The organism is Geodermatophilus poikilotrophus, from assembly GCF_900111455.1.
Lineage (GTDB): Bacteria > Actinomycetota > Actinomycetes > Mycobacteriales > Geodermatophilaceae > Geodermatophilus > Geodermatophilus poikilotrophus.
This window is the reverse complement of record NZ_FOIE01000001.1, coordinates 608308-625123: the sequence shown is the minus strand read 5'-3', so window position 1 is coordinate 625123 and position 16816 is coordinate 608308. Positions and strand designations below refer to the sequence as shown.

General features: G+C 75.7%; 17 protein-coding genes. 3 read left to right on the top strand and 14 right to left on the bottom strand.

All coding sequences use genetic code 11. The annotated features are described in order from the left end of the window. Positions 1 to 12: 12 nt before the first annotated feature. The 7 genes from dhaM to BMW27_RS02800 form a co-directional block, all read right to left on the bottom strand. Positions 13 to 438, bottom strand: a complete 426-nt coding sequence (dhaM, locus tag BMW27_RS02830) for a dihydroxyacetone kinase phosphoryl donor subunit DhaM (RefSeq protein WP_091438726.1) — start codon at positions 436 to 438, stop codon at positions 13 to 15. A 3-nt stretch (positions 439 to 441) separates the two neighbouring features. After that, a complete protein-coding gene (gene dhaL, locus BMW27_RS02825; RefSeq protein WP_175486312.1) occupies positions 442 to 1074 on the bottom strand; it encodes a dihydroxyacetone kinase subunit DhaL in 633 nt (210 codons plus the stop codon). Continuing rightward, positions 1071 to 2072 carry a dihydroxyacetone kinase subunit DhaK gene (gene dhaK / locus BMW27_RS02820; protein ID WP_091438723.1) on the bottom strand — a complete coding sequence of 334 codons (1002 nt, stop codon included), beginning with the start codon at positions 2070 to 2072 and terminating at the stop codon, positions 1071 to 1073. The genes dhaL and dhaK overlap by 4 nt, the downstream gene beginning before the upstream one ends. 332 nt (positions 2073 to 2404) lie before the next feature. Then, entirely contained in the window at positions 2405 to 3028 is a 624-nt protein-coding gene (locus BMW27_RS02815; protein ID WP_091438720.1) for a copper chaperone PCu(A)C domain-containing protein, read from the bottom strand. Between the two features lie 247 nt (positions 3029 to 3275). Further along, the gene (locus BMW27_RS02810) at positions 3276 to 3920 is read right to left on the bottom strand and encodes a GerMN domain-containing protein (protein ID WP_091438714.1); all 645 of its coding nucleotides are present in this window, start codon (positions 3918 to 3920) and stop codon (positions 3276 to 3278) included. Further along, on the bottom strand, positions 3917 to 5386 hold the full coding sequence (locus tag BMW27_RS02805; RefSeq protein WP_091438711.1) for a sensor histidine kinase: 1470 nt from the start codon (positions 5384 to 5386) through the stop codon (positions 3917 to 3919). Before BMW27_RS02805 ends, BMW27_RS02810 begins: the two co-directional genes overlap by 4 nt. Next, positions 5383 to 6078: a response regulator transcription factor gene (locus BMW27_RS02800; RefSeq protein ID WP_091438709.1), complete on the bottom strand. Its 696-nt coding sequence runs from the start codon at positions 6076 to 6078 to the stop codon at positions 5383 to 5385. The genes BMW27_RS02805 and BMW27_RS02800 overlap by 4 nt, the downstream gene beginning before the upstream one ends. Before the next feature lie 106 nt (positions 6079 to 6184). On the opposite strand from BMW27_RS02800, the gene BMW27_RS02795 reads away from it, so the two are divergent. After that, a complete protein-coding gene (locus tag BMW27_RS02795; protein ID WP_091438706.1) occupies positions 6185 to 6478 on the top strand; it encodes a hypothetical protein in 294 nt (97 codons plus the stop codon). Positions 6479 to 6488: 10 nt separating this feature from the next. Here BMW27_RS02795 and BMW27_RS02790 read toward each other — a convergent pair whose 3' ends face one another. After that, a complete protein-coding gene (locus tag BMW27_RS02790) occupies positions 6489 to 7268 on the bottom strand; it encodes a sporulation protein (protein ID WP_091438703.1) in 780 nt (259 codons plus the stop codon). Between the two features lie 150 nt (positions 7269 to 7418). Between BMW27_RS02790 and BMW27_RS02785 the strand changes: the two genes are divergently transcribed. Further along, entirely contained in the window at positions 7419 to 8609 is a 1191-nt protein-coding gene (locus BMW27_RS02785; protein ID WP_091438700.1) for a site-2 protease family protein, read from the top strand. Between the two features lie 25 nt (positions 8610 to 8634). On the opposite strand, the gene BMW27_RS02780 is transcribed toward BMW27_RS02785, so the two are convergent. Genes BMW27_RS02780 through BMW27_RS02770 form a run of 3 tightly spaced genes read right to left on the bottom strand, consistent with a single transcriptional unit; the run spans position 8635 to position 11890 of the window. After that, a complete protein-coding gene (locus BMW27_RS02780; RefSeq protein ID WP_091438697.1) occupies positions 8635 to 9483 on the bottom strand; it encodes an SDR family NAD(P)-dependent oxidoreductase in 849 nt (282 codons plus the stop codon). Beyond that, a complete protein-coding gene (locus BMW27_RS02775) occupies positions 9480 to 10397 on the bottom strand; it encodes an alpha/beta fold hydrolase (RefSeq protein WP_091438692.1) in 918 nt (305 codons plus the stop codon). Before BMW27_RS02775 ends, BMW27_RS02780 begins: the two co-directional genes overlap by 4 nt. Beyond that, positions 10394 to 11890, bottom strand: a complete 1497-nt coding sequence (locus BMW27_RS02770) for a flavin-containing monooxygenase (protein WP_091438689.1) — start codon at positions 11888 to 11890, stop codon at positions 10394 to 10396. The genes BMW27_RS02775 and BMW27_RS02770 overlap by 4 nt, the downstream gene beginning before the upstream one ends. A gap of 112 nt (positions 11891 to 12002) precedes the next feature. Here BMW27_RS02770 and BMW27_RS02765 point away from each other — a divergent pair, with 112 nt between their 5' ends. Continuing rightward, positions 12003 to 13199: a PucR family transcriptional regulator gene (locus BMW27_RS02765; RefSeq protein ID WP_245743264.1), complete on the top strand. Its 1197-nt coding sequence runs from the start codon at positions 12003 to 12005 to the stop codon at positions 13197 to 13199. A gap of 6 nt (positions 13200 to 13205) precedes the next feature. Here BMW27_RS02765 and BMW27_RS23200 read toward each other — a convergent pair whose 3' ends face one another. The 3 genes from BMW27_RS23200 to BMW27_RS02745 all read right to left on the bottom strand — a co-directional run bounded on the left by BMW27_RS23200 (position 13206) and on the right by BMW27_RS02745 (position 16791). After that, complete coding sequence (locus BMW27_RS23200) at positions 13206 to 13643, bottom strand: hypothetical protein (RefSeq protein ID WP_175486310.1); 438 nt, start codon at positions 13641 to 13643, stop codon at positions 13206 to 13208. A gap of 86 nt (positions 13644 to 13729) precedes the next feature. Beyond that, complete coding sequence (locus tag BMW27_RS02750) at positions 13730 to 14473, bottom strand: LmeA family phospholipid-binding protein (protein ID WP_091438675.1); 744 nt, start codon at positions 14471 to 14473, stop codon at positions 13730 to 13732. Continuing rightward, on the bottom strand, positions 14470 to 16791 hold the full coding sequence (locus BMW27_RS02745; protein WP_091438672.1) for an MMPL family transporter: 2322 nt from the start codon (positions 16789 to 16791) through the stop codon (positions 14470 to 14472). Before BMW27_RS02745 ends, BMW27_RS02750 begins: the two co-directional genes overlap by 4 nt. Positions 16792 to 16816: the final 25 nt, after the last annotated feature.

The window sequence follows — 16816 nt, the reverse complement described above, 5'->3', positions numbered from 1 at the left end:
GGCCGGCGGGGGTCAGCCCTCGCCGGCCGGCTCGCCGAGGTGGGCCTGCTTCGGCGCCAGGCCGCGCAGGGCCTCGGCGGCGACCCGGTCCCGGTCGGCCCCCGCGGCCGCGGTGACCGCCGCGCCGACGAGGCCCTCGACCAGGGGCGCGGGGGAGAGGACCACCCGCTCGCGGACGTCGTCGTCCACCAGCTCCAGGGCGGTCTCGGCGGAGAGCACGGCGCTGCCCAGGTCCATGAGGACGACGACGCCGTCCCCGCTGTCGACCGCGGCGATGGCGTCGGCGATCGCCGTCGCATCGGTGCCGAGGCCGCCGTCGACGTCCCCGGCCGCCACCCCGACCGCGAGCTCCCGGCCGGGCAGCATGCCGCGGGTCAGCTCGACCGCGGCATCGGCGAGGGCGCGGCTGTGCGACACGACCACCAGTCCGACCGGCACCGGTCAGCCCCGGCCGGCGAGCGCGGTCGCGGCGGCCTCGACCAGCAGGGTCGCCGAGGCCGCGCCCGGGTCGACGTGGCCGGCGCTGCGCTCGCCGAGGTAGCTCGCGCGCCCCTTGCGGGCGACCAGCGGCTCGGTCGCGTCCCGCCCCTGCGCGGCCGCCTCGGCGGCGGCGCCCAGGGCCTCGTCCAGCGCCTTCCCGGCGGCCAGCGCCTCGTCGAGCGCGTCGCACGCCGGGCCGAGCGCGTCGAGCATCGTCTTGTCCCCGCGTTCGGCCTTGCCGCGTGCGACGACGCCGTCGTACCCGGCGCGCAGCGCGGCCGCGAGGGCGGCGCCGTCCCCGCCGTCCAGGGTGCCGGATGCGCGCAGGAAGAAGGTGCCGTAGAGCGGGCCGCTGGCGCCGCCGACCGTCTTGATCAGCGTGGTGGCCACCGTCTTGAGGACGGCGGCGGGGTCGTCCGAGGGGGTGGTCTCGAGGGCGGCGACCGCGGCGGTCATCCCGCGGTCGAGGTTGGCGCCGTGGTCGGCGTCCCCGATGGCGGAGTCGAGCTGGGTGAGCGTGTCCCGCTGCTCGTGGACCAGCCGGGCGAACTCCCGGACCCACGCGGTGAGCGCGGCGGCGTCGACCACGGTCACGCGCCCCAGCGCAGCGACGGGGTGCGCACCGGGGCGTCCCACAGCCGCAGCAGCTCGTCGTCGGCCTTGAGCAGGGTGACCGAGCAGCCGGCCATGTCCAGGCTGGTCATGTACGAGCCGACCAGGTTGCGGGCGACGCCGACCCCGGCCTTCTCCAGGACGGCGACCACCTCGGCGTACATGAGGTAGAGCTCGAGCAGCGGCGTGCCGCCCATGCCGTTGACGAAGGCGATCACGCCGTCGCCGCCGGTCATGTCCAGGTCGCCGAGGATCGGCTCGACGAGCATCTCGGCGACCTCCCGCGCCGGCGCCAGGGGGACGCGGCGGCGGCCCGGCTCGCCGTGGATGCCGATGCCGATCTCCATCTCGTCGTCCGGCAGGTCGAACGTCGGCCGGCCCGCCGCGGGCACCGTGCAGGAGGTCAGCGCCATCCCCATGCTGCGGCCGGTGGCGTTGACCCGCTTCGCGATGTCGGCGACCTGGGCCAGCGGCCGGCCCTCCTCGGCCGCGGCGCCGGCGAGCTTCTCGAGGAGGACGGTGACGCCCACGCCGCGCCGGCCGGCCGTGTAGAGGCTGTCCTGGACGGCGACGTCGTCGTCGGTGACGACCGCGACCACCTCGGTGTCGGACTCGGCGGACACCAGCTCCGCGGCCATCTCGAAGTTCATGACGTCGCCGGTGTAGTTCTTCACGATGTGCAGCACCCCGGCGCCGCCGTCGACGCCACGGGTCGCCGCCACCACCTGGTCGGGGACCGGGGAGGTGAAGACCTCCCCGGCGCAGGCGGCGTCGAGCATCCCGACGCCCACGAAGCCCGCGTGCATCGGCTCGTGCCCGGAGCCGCCGCCGGACACCAGGCCGACCTTGCCCCGCCGCGGGGCGTCGCCGCGGAGGACGACGCGGTTCTCGTGGTCGACCCGCAGCTCGGGGTGAGCCGCGGCCAGGCCGCGCAACGCCTCGGGGACGACGTCCGCGGGGTCGTTGATGAGCTTCTTCATCACAGCCTCCTGGCCTCGGCGTACCCGGTGACGGGGGTTCCGGGGCAGGAGGCTAGGAGGGTGCACCGACCGGCACAAGCGACCCGGGGCCCGTCGCCCCGTGGGGACGGTGGCGAGTGGCCGGCCAGCGCTTTCGTCTCGTGCCGGTGCGGCTGTGCACTGCCACGCCCGCGCCCGCGACCGCTGCTGCCGGTTCCCCGCTGCCGCCGCCCGGGCGCCCGCCGTCGGGGCCGGTGGCAGGCCACCCCCACGGCGGAGCCGACGGCCCGGCCGAGCCCGGGTGTGCTCGACCGGGCCCTCCCCCCGCGAGGGATCGTGGCCGGCGCCGGAGGTCACCCGGCCGGCGACGGGATGGCGGCGTCGTCGCCGGTCGGGTCCTGGTCCGGGTCGTCGTCCGGGAAGTCGAACGGCGGCGTCGGGTCCTGCCTCTCCGCGGACACCGGCACGTCGATCGTCACCTCACCGGCCTCGGCGAACGTGAAGGTGACGGGGACGGACTGCGAGGAGCGCAGCTCCCGGCCCAGGTCCAGCAGGGTGACGTTCGGCGGGTCCTCGGCCCCCACGTACAGGTTGTCGTCCGCGTCGACGGTGAGCGGCAGCCCCTGCCCCTCGGCCGTCTCGACGCGCACCCCGCTGAAGTCGGGCCCGCTGATGTCGGTCAGCGTCACCGGCTCCCCACCGGTGTTCGTGACCGCCATGAACAGCCGCGCGTCCTCGCCCACCGCGTAGACACCGTCCAGCGGGTACTCGAGCTGCACCTGCTGCAGGCCGACGTCGTCGTTGACCCGCACGTCCGGGCCGATCGCGCCGCCGTCGACCTCGACGCCGGGGTCCTCCGCGGGCGCGTCCTCCTCCAGCCGGTCGGCGCTGCAGCCGGCCAGGAGCAGGACGCCCCCGGCGAGGGCTGCAGCCAGGCAGGTACGGGCGGCGGGCAGCAGGGGCGAGCGGGCGGTCATGGGTCGGCCTCCGTGGGTGCAGCGGATCGGGTGTCGGGGAGCGGCTCGTACACCTCGGTCACCACCCCGGTCTCGGAGGAGTCGTCGGACCCGGTGGCGGCGGGAACTCGCGGCGCGCGCACGACGACGTCTCCTCTCGACCGGCGGGTCCGGGGCGGCCCGCTCCCCGTCGTCTCCTGCCCGGCGCACCCGCGTGGACCTCACGTCCGGCTCGTTGTGTCACCGAACCGTCATGTCCGCGCCGGGCTCAGCGCAGCCGGCGCCGCCCGGGGGTGGACGGGGCGGCCGGTGGTGCGGTGGCCGGGTCCCCGGGGGACGGCGACGGCGCGGACGGCAGCGGTGAGCCCACCGGCGGAGCGACCGACGCGTAGTCCTCCCGGCTCACCGGCTCCGCGGTCAGCCCGTCGTCGGTGGGCACCTCGACCGGTGAGCCGTCCGCGGTGATGCGCACCGCCTCCACCCCGGGCACCTCGGTCACGGTGAACACCACCTGGGCCGTCGCGAGCAGCTGGTTGCCGCCGGCGACCTCGGTGAACTCGCGGGACACCCCGACGACCACCACGGCGTCGGCGGACACCGGTCGGTCGGGGGTCAGGCTCTGCGGGGACAGCGCCGTCCGCAGCCCGTCGACCACCTCGCCACGGGTCGGCCCCGCGGCGAGCGCATCCAGTGCGGCGTCGATGCCGGGGCGGTCGACCGGACGCTCGGCCGCCTTCAGCCGGCTGCCGCGCACGAACCAGACCCGCAGCCCGGTCCCGGCCGCGTCTCCAGGAGCCCCGGCCTCGGGCGATGCCGGACCCGGGATGCGGACCTCCTCCGGCTCCGACTGCGCGCCCACGCCGCACCCGGCCAACCCCAGTCCCGCGGCGAGCGCGAGGGCGGCCCGCCTCACGGCAGGTCCTCCGTTCCGGGGGCGGCGGGCAGCCGGACGACGAACCGCGCCCCGCCGCCCGGTGCGTCGGTCACCGCGACCGTGCCGTCCATCAGCTGCACGTGCCGGCTGACCAGCGCCAGGCCCAGACCACTGCCGGCGCTGCTGGCCCGGGTGCTGCGGCTGCCGCGGGCGAACCGCTCGAACACGACGGCGCGCTCGGCCTCCGGGACGCCGGGGCCGTGGTCGTCCACGACGAGGCACACCCACGGACCGGAGCACTCCACCGTGACCGCCGCCAGGCCGCCGCCGTGGCCGTCGGCGTTGTCGATGAGGTTGCGCAGCACCCGCTCCAGGCGGCGCTTGTCCGCCCGGACGACGACGTCGGCGGCGTCCCCGCGCACGGTCAGGTCTACGGCGGAGCCGCCCGCGGCCGCCCGGCGGGCCAGCGCCTGCCGCGCCAGATCTGCCGGCCGGACGTCCTCGAGCACCAGGTCGGTGTTCCCGGCGTCGGCGCGGGAGATCTCCAGCAGGTCGGCGACCAGCCGCTCGAGATCGCCCACCTCCGACCGCAGCAGCGCCAGCGCCTCCCGGCCGTCGGGCGGCAGGTCGTCGGCGTGCGCCGCCACCAGCGCCGCCGCGTTGAGCATGGTCGTGAGCGGGCTGCGCAGCTCGTGGCTGACGTCGGAGGCGAAGCGGGCGTCGGCGCGCACCCGCCGCTCGAGGGCAGCGGCCGTGGCGTTGAACGAGCCGGCGATGGGCGCCAGCGAGGGGTCGTCGTGCGGGTCGATGCGGGCGCCGAGGTCGCCGGCGGCGATGGCGGCCGCGGCTGCCGAGATGCGGTCCAGCGGCCGCAGCGCCGAGCGCGTCACCCACCAGCCGACCGCCGCCGATACTGGTGCGACGGCCAGCACCGACAGCGTCAGCACCACCCCGAGCACCCGGAAGGTGCTGTCCAGTTCGCGCAGCGGGAAGACCTCGAAGTAGGCGTCGTCCAGCCCGGCCAGCGGTACCCCCACGGCCAGGTAGGGCTCCCCGTCGACGGCGATCCGCTGCCGTGACGGGGTGCCCGCGCCGACGGCGGTGCGCAGCGCCTCGGGCAGCTCCTCCTGGCCGATCCGCAGCGAGGTGGTGCTCCACAAGCCGCCGTCGACGAGTAGGGACACCGACCCGGTCTCCCGCGGCAGCTGGGAGAGCAGCTGTTCCCGCGACAGGCCCTCGGCCGGCAGGCCGCGCGAGACGACCGAGGCGTTGGCGACCGCCTGCCCGAGCGTGACGTTCTCCCGCTGGTAGAGGAGGTACCGGGTCGCGAACACCCACACGCCGACGGCGAGGGCAGTGGTCAGCACGACGGCGACCGCGGTCAGCGCCAGCGTGGCCCGGCCGCGCAGCGAGGGGTGCCGGGCCCCGCGTCGACGTGGGGGAGGAGCCTCTGGGGGGTCGGCGAGCAGCGCGGGCGGGACTGGTCGTCCGGCCGTCAGGCTCACTCCGGCAGACGGTAGCCCATGCCGCGCACCGTGGTCACGACCGTCGGGGCGGCCGGGTCGGCCTCCACCTTCTTGCGGAGCCGCCGCACGTGGACGTCGACCAGCCGGGAGTCGCCGAAGTAGTCGTAGCCCCACACCCGCTCCAGCAGCTCCTCGCGGCTGAACACCCGGCCGCGCTCGGTGGCCAGCTCCAGGAGCAGCGTGAACTCGGTCCTGGTCAGCGGCACGACCTGGCCGCCGCGGGTCACCACGCCGTCCGTCGGTGCGATCTCCAGGTCGCCGACGACGATGCGGGGCCGCGGTCCCGAGCCCCCGGAGCGGCGGGCCAGCGCGCGGATGCGGGCGGAGAGCTCCTCGGCCACGAAGGGCTTGGTGACGTAGTCGTCGGCACCGGCCTCCAGGCCCGCGATGACGTCCGAGCTGTCCGCACGGGCGGTCACCATGATCACCGGCGTGGTGGAGACCCGGCGGATCTCCCGGCACACCTCCAGACCGCTGCGGCCGGGCAGCACCAGGTCCAGCAGCACGATGTCGTACGGCCGCTCCGCCAGCCTCGCCAGGCCCTCCTCGCCCGACCCGGCCTCGGTCACCTCCAGCCCCTGCCGGCGGAGGGTGATCGAGACGACGCGCCGGATGCGGTCGTCGTCCTCGATGATCAGCACGGACCGGGCCACGCCTTCGGGACTGCCCACCTGAGTCCTCCCCAACCCGGTGACGATCCGGTCACGTCCGGCCCGCCCGGGCGTCGCTGCACCGCCCGCGGGTACCGCCGGGGACCCGTCCGGGGAGGAGGCCCGCGTGGACTGGATCGTGCTCGTCGTCCTGCTGGCGGTGGCGGCGGCGCTGGCCCGGCAGGGGGCGCGGCTCGTCGCCCGCGGACGGCCTGCGGCCGACGCCGATCCCGAGGCCGGCACCGACCGCGCCGTCCTCTCGCTGCTGCTCGTCGGCGCCGCCCTCGGGATCGGCGCGACCGGCGCGGCCGTGGCCGCCGCCGGCTCCTCCGGACCGGTCCAGGCGGCCGTGTTCCTCGCCGCGGCCGTCGCGGTGGGCCTGCCCGTGGCCGCCGTCTGGCGGGGCACCCGGCGCGGCTGACCGCGGCCGGTCAGAACCAGCCGCGACGGGCGCCGAGCTGCCGGACGGCGGCGTCCAGGTGCGCGGCCACGGAACGGACGTCGGTGTCGGCGTGGCTCAGCCGCAACCGGCCGCCGACGTCCCGCCCCTCGCTGAGCAGGCCGCCGCGCCGGTCGACCTCCAGGACGACGTCCACCCCCTGAGGATCGGCGAGGAAGGTGACCTCCAGCTCGTTGACCCGGCCGCGCAGCCCGTACGGCGGGGCGAACTCGACCTCCTGGTAGAAGGGCAGCTCGCTGCCGCGGACGCGGCCCTTCTCCACGTCGGCGCCGCGGAAGGCGAAGCCCAGGCTGTCCAGCGCCTGCAGCACGGTGCGCTGCACCGGCAGCGGCAGCACGGTCACCGGGTCCAGGTCGCCGGGGTCGACCGAGCCCGCGATGTCCAGCCGGGTGCGCAGACCGACGCGCATGCCGCGCAGGTGCCAGCCGTCGATCGCGGTGACCGGGCACTGCCACGGCACCGGCAGGCTGAACGGCAGGGCGTGCCGAGCGCCGGGCTCGACCCGAGCGGCCCCGGCGACGGCGACCGTGCCGAAGGTGACCTCCTCGCGCCAGGAGCTGTCGCCGCTCTCCACCTCGACGGTGGCCTGCAGCGCGACGCGGACCTCGGTGACGTCCTGGGGGACCGAGCCGCCGGTGACGTGGACGGTGCCGGTCACCGATCCGCCCGGGGTCGTCTCGGGCCGGTCCAGCACGGTCTCGACGCCGGCGCCGCCGGAGCCCAGGCGCGCCATCATGCCGCGGAAGGCCATCGATCCTCCTGGTTGGTGCGGGTGGTGGGGTGCGTCGAGATCATGTCGGCCGGAGCCTGTCATGGCGTCCGACCACGTGTCACCGCCCCCTGAGCAGGGCACCGGGATCCGCATGGACCTCCCACCGGCACCGTTCCCGAGGAGGGGACCGTGAGCGAGACGTTCAGCCTCGGCCGGATCGCCGGCATCCGCGTCGGCGTGAACGCCAGCGTCCTGGTGATCGTGCTGATCATCGCGGGGGGACTGGCGTTCGGCCGGTTCCCCCTCGTGCTGCCCGGCCGCGGTGCCGCCGCGTACGTCGTTGCTGCGCTGGCGGCCGCCCTGGCCTTCCTCGCCTCGCTGCTGGCGCACGAGCTCGCCCACGCCCTGGTGGCCCGGCGCAACGGGGTCGAGGTCGAGGGCATCACCCTGTGGCTGCTGGGCGGGGTGGCCCGCCTGAGGGGAGGGGCCCGCACGCCCGGGGCGGAGTTCCGCATCGCCGGCGTCGGCCCGCTCACCAGCCTCGTCCTCGGCCTCCTCCTCGGCGCCGGTGCCATGCTGGCGCGGCTCGCGGGCGCCGACGGCCTGCCGGTGGCGGTCCTCGAGTACCTCGCCGGCATCAACGTGGCGCTCGCCGTCTTCAACCTCGTGCCGGCCGCCCCGCTCGACGGCGGCCGGCTGCTGCGGGCCCTGCTCTGGCGCCTCCGCGGCGACGCGTGGTCCTCGGCGGTGACCGCGGCGCGGGCCGGGCGCTTCTTCGGCTTCGCGCTGATCGCCCTCGGCTTCCTGCAGCTGGTCACCGGACAGGGATTCGGCGGCCTGTGGCTCGCGCTGGTCGGGCTGTTCGTGGTGAACGCGGCGACGGCCGAGGAGCAGCACGCGCAGGTCTCCGGCCGACTCGGGGGGCTGACCGTCGGCGCCGTCATGAGCGGCCCCGCGCTGGTCGCCGACCCGGACCTGACCGTCGAGCGGTTCCTGCACGAGGTGGCCCTGGTGCGGCGCTTCAGCACCTATCCGCTCGTCGACCCCTCGGGCGCACTCGTCGGCCTGGTGACGCTCAACCGGCTGCGCTCGGTGCCGCCCGCGGCCCGGACCACGACCCGGCTGCGGGACGTCGCCTGCCCGCCGGCGGCGATCCCGGTCGCCCGGCCCGGTGAGCCGCTGACCGAGCTGCTGCCGCGCATGGAGGGGTGCAGCGACGGCCGCGCGGTCGTCCTCGACGGTGGCCGGGTGGTCGGCGTGGTCTCACCGAGCGACGTCGCCCGGACCCTCCAGCTGGCCGACCTGGCCGCCTTCGACCGGTACCCGTCGGCGGGGGGCGGGGCCGACGTCGCCCGCGTGCCGGACGCCGGCCGTCCCTGACGACCCCTGCCGGCCGGCGGGCAGCTCAGGCGCCGCCGGCGAAGCGGCGCTCGGCGCGGGCGGCCAGCACCGGGTAGAGCCGCGGCGCCAGCCGGACCAGCAGGTCGACGGCCTTGGCGTCGTTGCCGACGAGGATGCGCGGCCGGCCGGCCTCCACCCCGTCGACGACGATCCGCGCGGCCTGCTCCGGCGGCATCCTCAGCAGCTTCTCGTTGTACGCGCGGTGCCGGGCCTCGTCGGCCGGGGTGAACTCCTGGCCCTGCGCCCGCGCGTGCTCGAACGCGGCCGTCGCGATGTTGGTCCGCACGCCGCCGGGGTGGACCACGCTGACCTGCACCGGGGCACCCGCGGCCAGCAGCTCCGCGCGCAGGCTCTCGGTGAAGCCGCGGACGCCGAACTTGCTGGTGCAGTACGCCGTCATGCGGCCCTGGCCCATGATCCCGTTGAGGCTGGAGACGTTGACGACGTGCCCGTCGCCGGAGGCGATCAGGTGCGGCATGAACGCCTTGGTGCCGTGGAGGACGCCGAACAGGTTGATCGACAGGACCCGGTCGTAGTCGGCCCAGGTGCTGTCGAGCACGGTGCTGCCGCCGGCCACGCCGGCGTTGTTGTAGACCTGGTGGACGACGCCGAAGTGCCCGGCCACCGCGGTCGCGTACGCCTCCACGGCCGCGCGGTCGCTGACGTCCAGCCGGGCCGTGTGCACCTCCGCCCCGAGCGCCTCAGCCCGGTCGGCGGTCTCGCCCAGGGCCGGCTCGTCGACGTCGGACAGCGCCAGCCGGGCGCCGCGCTTCGCCAGCTCGAGGGCCAGCTGCCGGCCGATGCCGGAGCCGGCGCCGGTGATCACGGCGACCTTGCCGCGCACGCTGCTCATCGGGTTCCTCCTGCGGTGGTCCGGACCAGGTCGGTGGTGAGCTCGACGAGCCGGTCGACGACGCCGGGCGCCAGGTGGTGGCCCATGCCGGCGACCTCGACGTGCCGGGCGCCGGGGATCGCGTCGGCGGTGGCCCGCCCGCCGGTCGGGTGCACCATCAGGTCGCGGTCGCCGTGCACGACCAGGGTGGGCGCGGTGATCCGGGCCAGCTCGGCCGTCCGGTCGCCGGCGGCCTGGATGGCGCCGATCTGCCGGGCGACCGCTTCGCCGGCGCGCGGGCCGCCGCAGCGGTCCCACACCGCGGTGGCCCAGGCCCGCTCGTACTCCTCGTCGGGCGGGAAGGTCGTCGAGCCGATGTGCCCGAGCATCGCCAGGTGCCGCTCGACGGACTCCTCGACGGTGCGCGCCGGGGCCTTCGCCAGCCGCAGCAGCGTCGAGCGGGCGGGCTGGCCCACCCGCCGGTGCCCGGTCGTGGAGAAGATCGACGTCAGGCTGAGCACCCGCGCCGGGTGCCTCGCGGCCACGGTCTGGGCGATCATCCCGCCCATCGACATGCCGAGCAGGTGCACCCGCTGGATGCCCAGCGCGTCGAGCAGGCCGACGGTGTCGGCGGCCATGTCGGCGAGGTCGTAGGCGTCCGGCCGCGGCCGGGCCAGCAGCTGGCGCAGCCGGCCGGGCGGCGAGTTGCCGATCCGCGAGGACCGGCCGGCGTCGCGGTTGTCCAGGCGGACGACGCGGAAGCCCCGCTCGACGAAGCCGTCGACCATCCGCTGCGGCCACGACGTCAGGTCCAGGCCCAGGCCCGCGACCAGCAGCAGCGGCGTCCCGTCGTCCGGCCCGTCGACCCGGTAGCAGATCCGCGGGCCGGCCGGGAGGTCGACGAAGCGGTCGGTGTCCTGCGCCGTGGCCGTCATGCCGTCACCGCCACCCGGTCGGCGGAGCGGGACAGGTGCAGCTCGGGGTCGGTGACGCTGTCGGCGCGCAGCAGCTTGACGTCGCTGCTGTAGCTCGTCGACGTCAGCCACGGCATCCGGTCGCCCTGGCGGGGCAGCTGGTCGACCGCGCGCTGGATGTAGCCGGCGGCGAAGTCGAGGAAGGGCCGGGTCGGCATGTCCGGGTCGCTGGGCTCGGGCCGGGCGACGTCGAAGCCGTGCGCGTCCATGTGGGCCAGCAGCCGGCAGAAGTGCTCGCAGAGCAGCCCGATCTTCAGCGTCCAGGAGGAGTTCGTGTAGCCGATCGCGAGCACGAAGTTGGGGACGCCGGACAGCATCATCCCCTTGAAGGCGACCGTGTCGGGCAGGTGCACCGGCTCGCCGTCCACGGTCAGCGAGATGCCGCCGATGGCCTGCACGGTGAGCCCGGTCGCGGTGACGACGACGTCGGCCTCGAGCTCCCGGCCCGACGCCAGCAGCACGCCCTTCTCGGTGAAGGTCTGGATCCGGTCGGTGACGACGTCCGCCGTCCCGTTGCGGATGGCGCGGAACAGGTCGCCGTCGGGGACGGCGCACAGCCGCTGGTCCCACGGGTCGTACGGGGGGTTGAAGTGCTCGTCGACCGGATAGCCCTCGGGCAGCTGCTTGGTGTTGACCCAGCGGATCAGCCTCCGGGCCGCCTTCGGGTACTTCTGGCAGAACCGCCAGATGCCGATGCCGCGGGCGATGTTCTTGCGCCGGGTGAGCGCGAACGCCCGCTCCTCGCCGAGCAGGGCGCGCAGCCGGTTGGCGAGCACGTCGTTGCGCGGCACCGGCATGACGTAGGACGGCGTGCGCTGCAGCATCGTCACGTGCCCGGCGGTCCCGGCCATCGCCGGCACCAGGGTGACCGCGGTGGCGCCGCTGCCGATGACCAGCACCCGCTTGCCGGCGTAGTCCAGGTCCTCGGGCCAGTGCTGCGGGTGCACGATCGGGCCGCGGAAGCGCTCCCGGCCGGCGAAGACCGGCGTGTGGCCCTCGTCGTAGCGGTAGTAGCCGCCGGCGCAGAACAGCCAGCCGGCGCTCAGCTGCAGCCGCTCGCCGGTGTCGGTGCGCTCGACGTCGACCAGCCAGCGCGCCTCGGCGGTCGACCACGAGGCCGCCAGCACCCGGTGGGAGTACCGGATGGCGGCGTCCAGGCCGTTCTCGGTGATCGTCTCGCGCAGGTAGGCGAGGATCCGCGGCGCGTCGGCGATCGACTGCTCGTCCCGCCACGGCTTGAACTCGTAGCCGAACGTGTGCAGGTCGGAGTCCGACCGGATGCCGGGGTAGCGGAACAGGTCCCAGGTGCCGCCGGACGCCTCACGAGCCTCCAGGATCGCGAAGCTCTTCGCCGGCAGCTCCGTCCTCAGGTACCGCCCGGCCCCGATGCCGGAGATCCCGGCTCCGACGACGAGGACGTCGAGGTGCTCGACCGGCGTCTGGGTGGTGGTCACCCGTCCGACTCTCCGTGGTCCCCGGCGCTTGCGCCAGCGCACGGTGCACCAGCATGCTCGGCCGGTGGTGCAGAGTGCTGCGGGCGCGCGGTGGCCCGAGGTGTCACCGCGCGTGCGGGAGCTCTTCCGGCGGGGCGCCGAGGTGGCGCTCGACCCGCGCGACGAGTGGATCGAGGAGCTGCACGCCGCGGCCCTGGGCGGGCAGCGGATGCGGCCGGTCGCCGAGGACCCGGTCCTCGCCGCGGCCACCCGGCGGGTCAACCTGGCCAACCTGCTGCACTGGGCGGCGGCCAACGTGCAGCACCCCGGACGCCGGGTGCCGCCCAACACCGGGCCGGCGTCGCTGGAGACGGCGCGGGACCTGGTCCGCCGGGGCCTGGACGAGTCGGCGCTGGACGCCTACCGCGCCGCCCAGGGCGTGGTCTGGCGGCGGTGGATCGAGATCTGCTTCGAGCTGACCGCAGACCCCGCCGAGCTGCGCGAGCTGCTCGACGTCTCCGCGCTGTCCATCACCACCTTCATCGAGGACACCGTCGCGGCCACCTCGGAGCGGATGCGGGCCGAGCGCGGCGAGCTCACCCGGGGCGCGCACGCCGAGCGGCGGGCCGCGGTCACCCTGCTGCTGGAGGGCGCCCCGATCAGCCGGGCCCGCGCCGAGGCCCAGCTCGGCTACGGCCTGGCCGGTCCGCACACCGCCGTCGTCGTGTGGAGCGGGTCGGGGACGGCCTCCGAGCAGCTGGAGGCCGCCGCGGAGGCCGTCGTCCGGGCGAGCGGGGCCGCGCACCGGCTGACCGTCGTCGCGAGCGCCGCCGCGCTGTGGGTCTGGCTGCCGGTGGCGACCGCACCGGACGCCGGGCAGCTCGCCGGCGAGCTGGCCGCCCACCCCGACGTCCGGGTGGCGGTCGGCCGCCCCGGCCGGGACGTCGACGGCTTCCGCCGCAGCCACCTCGACGCCGCCACCACCCAACGGATGGTCGCCCGGCTGACCAGCCCGCAGCAGGTGGCCCGCTACGAGGACGTGCAGCTGGTCGCCCTGCTCACCGGCGAGCCGACGCTGGCCGACGAGTTCCTCGCCGACACGCTCGGCGACCTGCTGCACGCCGAGGCCGAGACCCGGCACGCGGTGCTGACCTACGTGCGCGAGCTGGGCAGCACCTCGCGCACGGCCGAGCGGCTGTACACCCACCGCAACACGGTGCTGCGCCGGCTGGCCCGCGCCGACGAGCTGCTGCCCCGCCCCCTCGCGGAGAACGTGGTCAGCGTCGCCGCGGCGCTGGAGGTGCTGCGCTGGCGGGGGACGGCGAGGTGACCCGGCTCAGCCCAGCGAAGCGGTCAGGGTGACCGCGTCCGCCGTGACGGTGGTGCACTCGAGGGTCAGCGGGCCGGCCGCGACGCTCTCCCCCTGACTGCAGGACACCTCGCGGTCGCCCACCCGGACGGTCGCCCGGCCGTCCTGGACGGTGCCCAGCGAGACCTGCGTCCCGAGGACGTCCGCCTGGGCGCCGTCGCCGGTGAGGGTCAGCGAGCAGGAGGTGCCGGTGCAGTCCACGCCGGCGTCCGTGCCGGTGGCGGTGGTGTCCTCCGGCGCGGTGGTGTCCGTCGTACCGGTGTCCCCGGCGGGGGCCGACGTCTCCGTGGTGGCGGTCCCGGAGGTGGTGGTGTCCTCGCTGCAGGCCGCCAGCGGCACCAACAGCAGAGCGCCGGCGAGCACCCCGGGAGCGAACCGGCGGCGGTGGATCGTGCTCGTGTCCATGCACCGACGGTAGGGACAGCGGCCGTGAGGTTCGCGGCGAACGCCGGTTCCGTCACACTCCCGTGACCCGCGGCGCCGCAGCCGCGTCAGGAGCCCAGGACGACGCCGCTGCCGGAGACCCGGATTGCCAGGCCGTCCGGCTGCACCGCGACGTCGACGTCCCCCTCCTCGAACAACAGGGGGTCCAGGGGCACCGGGAAGGTGAACCGCTGCCGGAGCAGCAGTTCCTCGAGCCCGTCGAGCGCGGCGGGGGTGTCCAGCTGCGTGGGTCGCACGAGCAGCGCGCCGGCCTCGGGCGCGACCTCGGCGAGGGCGGAGACCTCCCGGACCCCACCGGAGGTGTCGACGGTCCCGGTGAGTCGCAGCTGCTCCTCGCCGGCCGGCTCGGCCGCCAGCCGGCGGCTGGTGAACCGCAGGTAGCGGTCCAGGTCGTCGTGGGTCAGCAGGGCCCGCTCGACGGACCGCTCGACGAATACCTCGTCGGTGTTGCCGTCGAGCAGGTCGTGGAAGGAGAGGTACACAGCGCTCAGCTCGGCCTCGACGGCCCGCAGCCGCACCGGACCGGAGGACACGGTGCCGCTGTCGACCTCGACGTCGTCGTAGCGACCGCGCAGGGCCTGCAGCAGGACCGGGCTGCCGTGCACCTGCACTGCCGGGCGTTCGAGGACGCCGGTCTGCTCCTGCACGGCGCGGGCCAGCACGGACTCCGCACCGGCGCGGGCCAGCCACTCGGCCGCCCACAGCAGCAGCGCGGTCCCCAGGACGACGGTCAACGCGAGCGCGACGGTGGCGCGCCCGCCGTGGATCGGGGGCGCCTGGTCCGCGCTCACCTCGCCCCGCCGCCCACCGTCGCCTGCACGGCCGAGCTCTCCCGCGACCGCTCGGCCTCCTGCTCGAGCAACCCGGACTGCTCCTCGGCGCCGGTGCGGGCGTCGGTGGTGCGGATCCGGTCGCCCGGCCAGCCCCCGGCGCGACCGAGGAGGGTCAGCGCGGCCGGGGTGAGCACCGGCCGGGTGAGGAAGGTGTCGATGAGCAGTCCGACCGCCATGGTGAACGCGATCTGGCGGAAGGTGGACAGCGGGATGATCGCGACCATGGCGAAGGTGGCCGCCAGGATCAGGCCGGCGGCGCTGACCGCCCGTGCGGTAGCGGGCAGGGCGACGGCGATCGCCTGTGCGAGTGGGCGCCGGGCGGCCTGCTCCCAGATCGCCCCGACGACGAACACGAGGTAGTCCGAGCCGAGCGCGAGCAGCAGCACGGCGGTGGCGAAGGGTACGTAGAAGGTGAGGCCCGGCTCCCCGAGCAGGACCTGGAACACCACGACGGTCAGGCCGAGGGCGGTGGCGACGCCGAGGGCGCTCAGCAGGAGCAGCACCAGCGGCGCCAGGATCGCGCGCAGGAACAGCGCGAGGATGACCAGCTCGACCAGGAGCACGGCGATCACCACGCGCCCGAGCTCGGCGCGGGTGATGGCGGCCAGCTCGGCGGCGACGGCGGTCTGGCCGGTCACCCCCACGGTGACGTCCTCGACGCCGGCCTCGGCGACCAGCGTGTCGACGCGGTCCTGCAGCTGCCGCAGGTCGGCGATCGCCGGAGCCGCCAGCGGGTCGCTGTCGAACACCACGATGAACCGTGCGGCGTCGCCGTCCGTCGAGAAGACGATGCCGTACTCCTCGGGCAGCGGGTTCTGCGCCGGCCCCAGCACCTCGGCGACCCCGGGCAGGGCGGCGAGCTCCTCCTGGAAGCGGGTGAGGGCATCCCGCTGCGCGGAGACCCCCTCGCCCTCCAGGATCACCTCGGTCGGTGCGGTCACCCCGCGCACGCCGGTGTCCTCGAGCACCTGGGCGCCGACCCGCACCGGGTCGTCGTCCGGCAGGGCGGTGGTGAACGACACGCCTAGCTGCATGTCCGACAGCGGCAGCGCCCCCGGGACGAGCACGCCGACGCCCAGGACCAGCCCGGCCAGCGCCCCCCGCCGGCCGGAGAGCGCCCGGGCGAGCCACCGCGTGGCCGGCCCGGCGCTGCGGTCCAGCGTCCGACCGCCGGCCCGGGACGGGGCGAACAACCGGGCGCCCAGGACCGCCAGCACGGCCGGGACCAGGGTGAGCGACACGACCAGGCCCACCACCACGGTGAGGGACAGCGCCGGCCCGAACGCGCGGAACAAGGCGAAGTCGGCGACCAGCAGCGCCGCCGTCCCGGCCGCGACGGTCACCCCGGCGACCGCCACGATCGGACCCTCGGTGAGGACGACGCGGCGGGCCGCCTCGTGCCGGTCCAGCCCGCGGTCCAGCTGCCGGCGGAAGCTCGAGAAGAACAGCACGCAGTAGTCGGTGACGACCCCGATGAGCAGGGCCGCCGTCAGCGGTCGGAGCTCGTCGGGGAGGGCGAATCCCAGCGCGGAGGCGGCGGCGTCCAGCACGTGCACTCCGACCACGTAACCCAGCCCCGCCACGAAGAGGACGACGACGGGCGCCACGAGCGAGCGGAAGGTGAGCGCCACGACGACGGCGATCAGCACCAGCGTCGCCAGCTCGAACACGAGCAGGCGGGACGAGAGGTACTCGGCCTGGGCGACCCGGGCCGGGGTGAACCCGGTGACGTAGGTCCGCACCGAGGGGTCGATGTCGAAGTGGTTGGCGTACTGGCGGGCCAGGGCCGTCGCCTCGGCCAGCGAGGTCCCACCGGACACGTACAGGTAGGTGACGGCGGTCTCAGGGTCGGAGGTGGGGATCGGCACCGCCGCGACGACCTGCTCGCCACTGGGCGGCGCGGTCCCCTCGAGCTGGGCCTGCACGTGGGCCAGGGCCCAGAGGGCGACGTCGGCGCGGGTGAGGGGGTCCAGGCCCTCGGGGTCGTGCACGACGACGGAGGTCTCGGAGAGGACCGGCACCCGGAACAGCTCCAGGCTGCGCTCCTGCACGGCCACCGCCTCGCTGCCGGGGGGCAGCAGGCCGCCGACGTCGGCGGTGCTGCCGCCGCCATTGCCAGGGGAGGGCACGACGACCGCCGCCACGGCGAGGGCGATCCACCCGGCGAGGACGAACCACCGCCCGGCCACCACGAAGGTCCGGATCGCGCGACCCACCGCGCAGAGCACGGCCGCCGGGACGGCGACCAGCGACCTCGCCCAGTGCCGTGAGGACAAGGCGGCCTCCCGCCGGGCCCGTTCT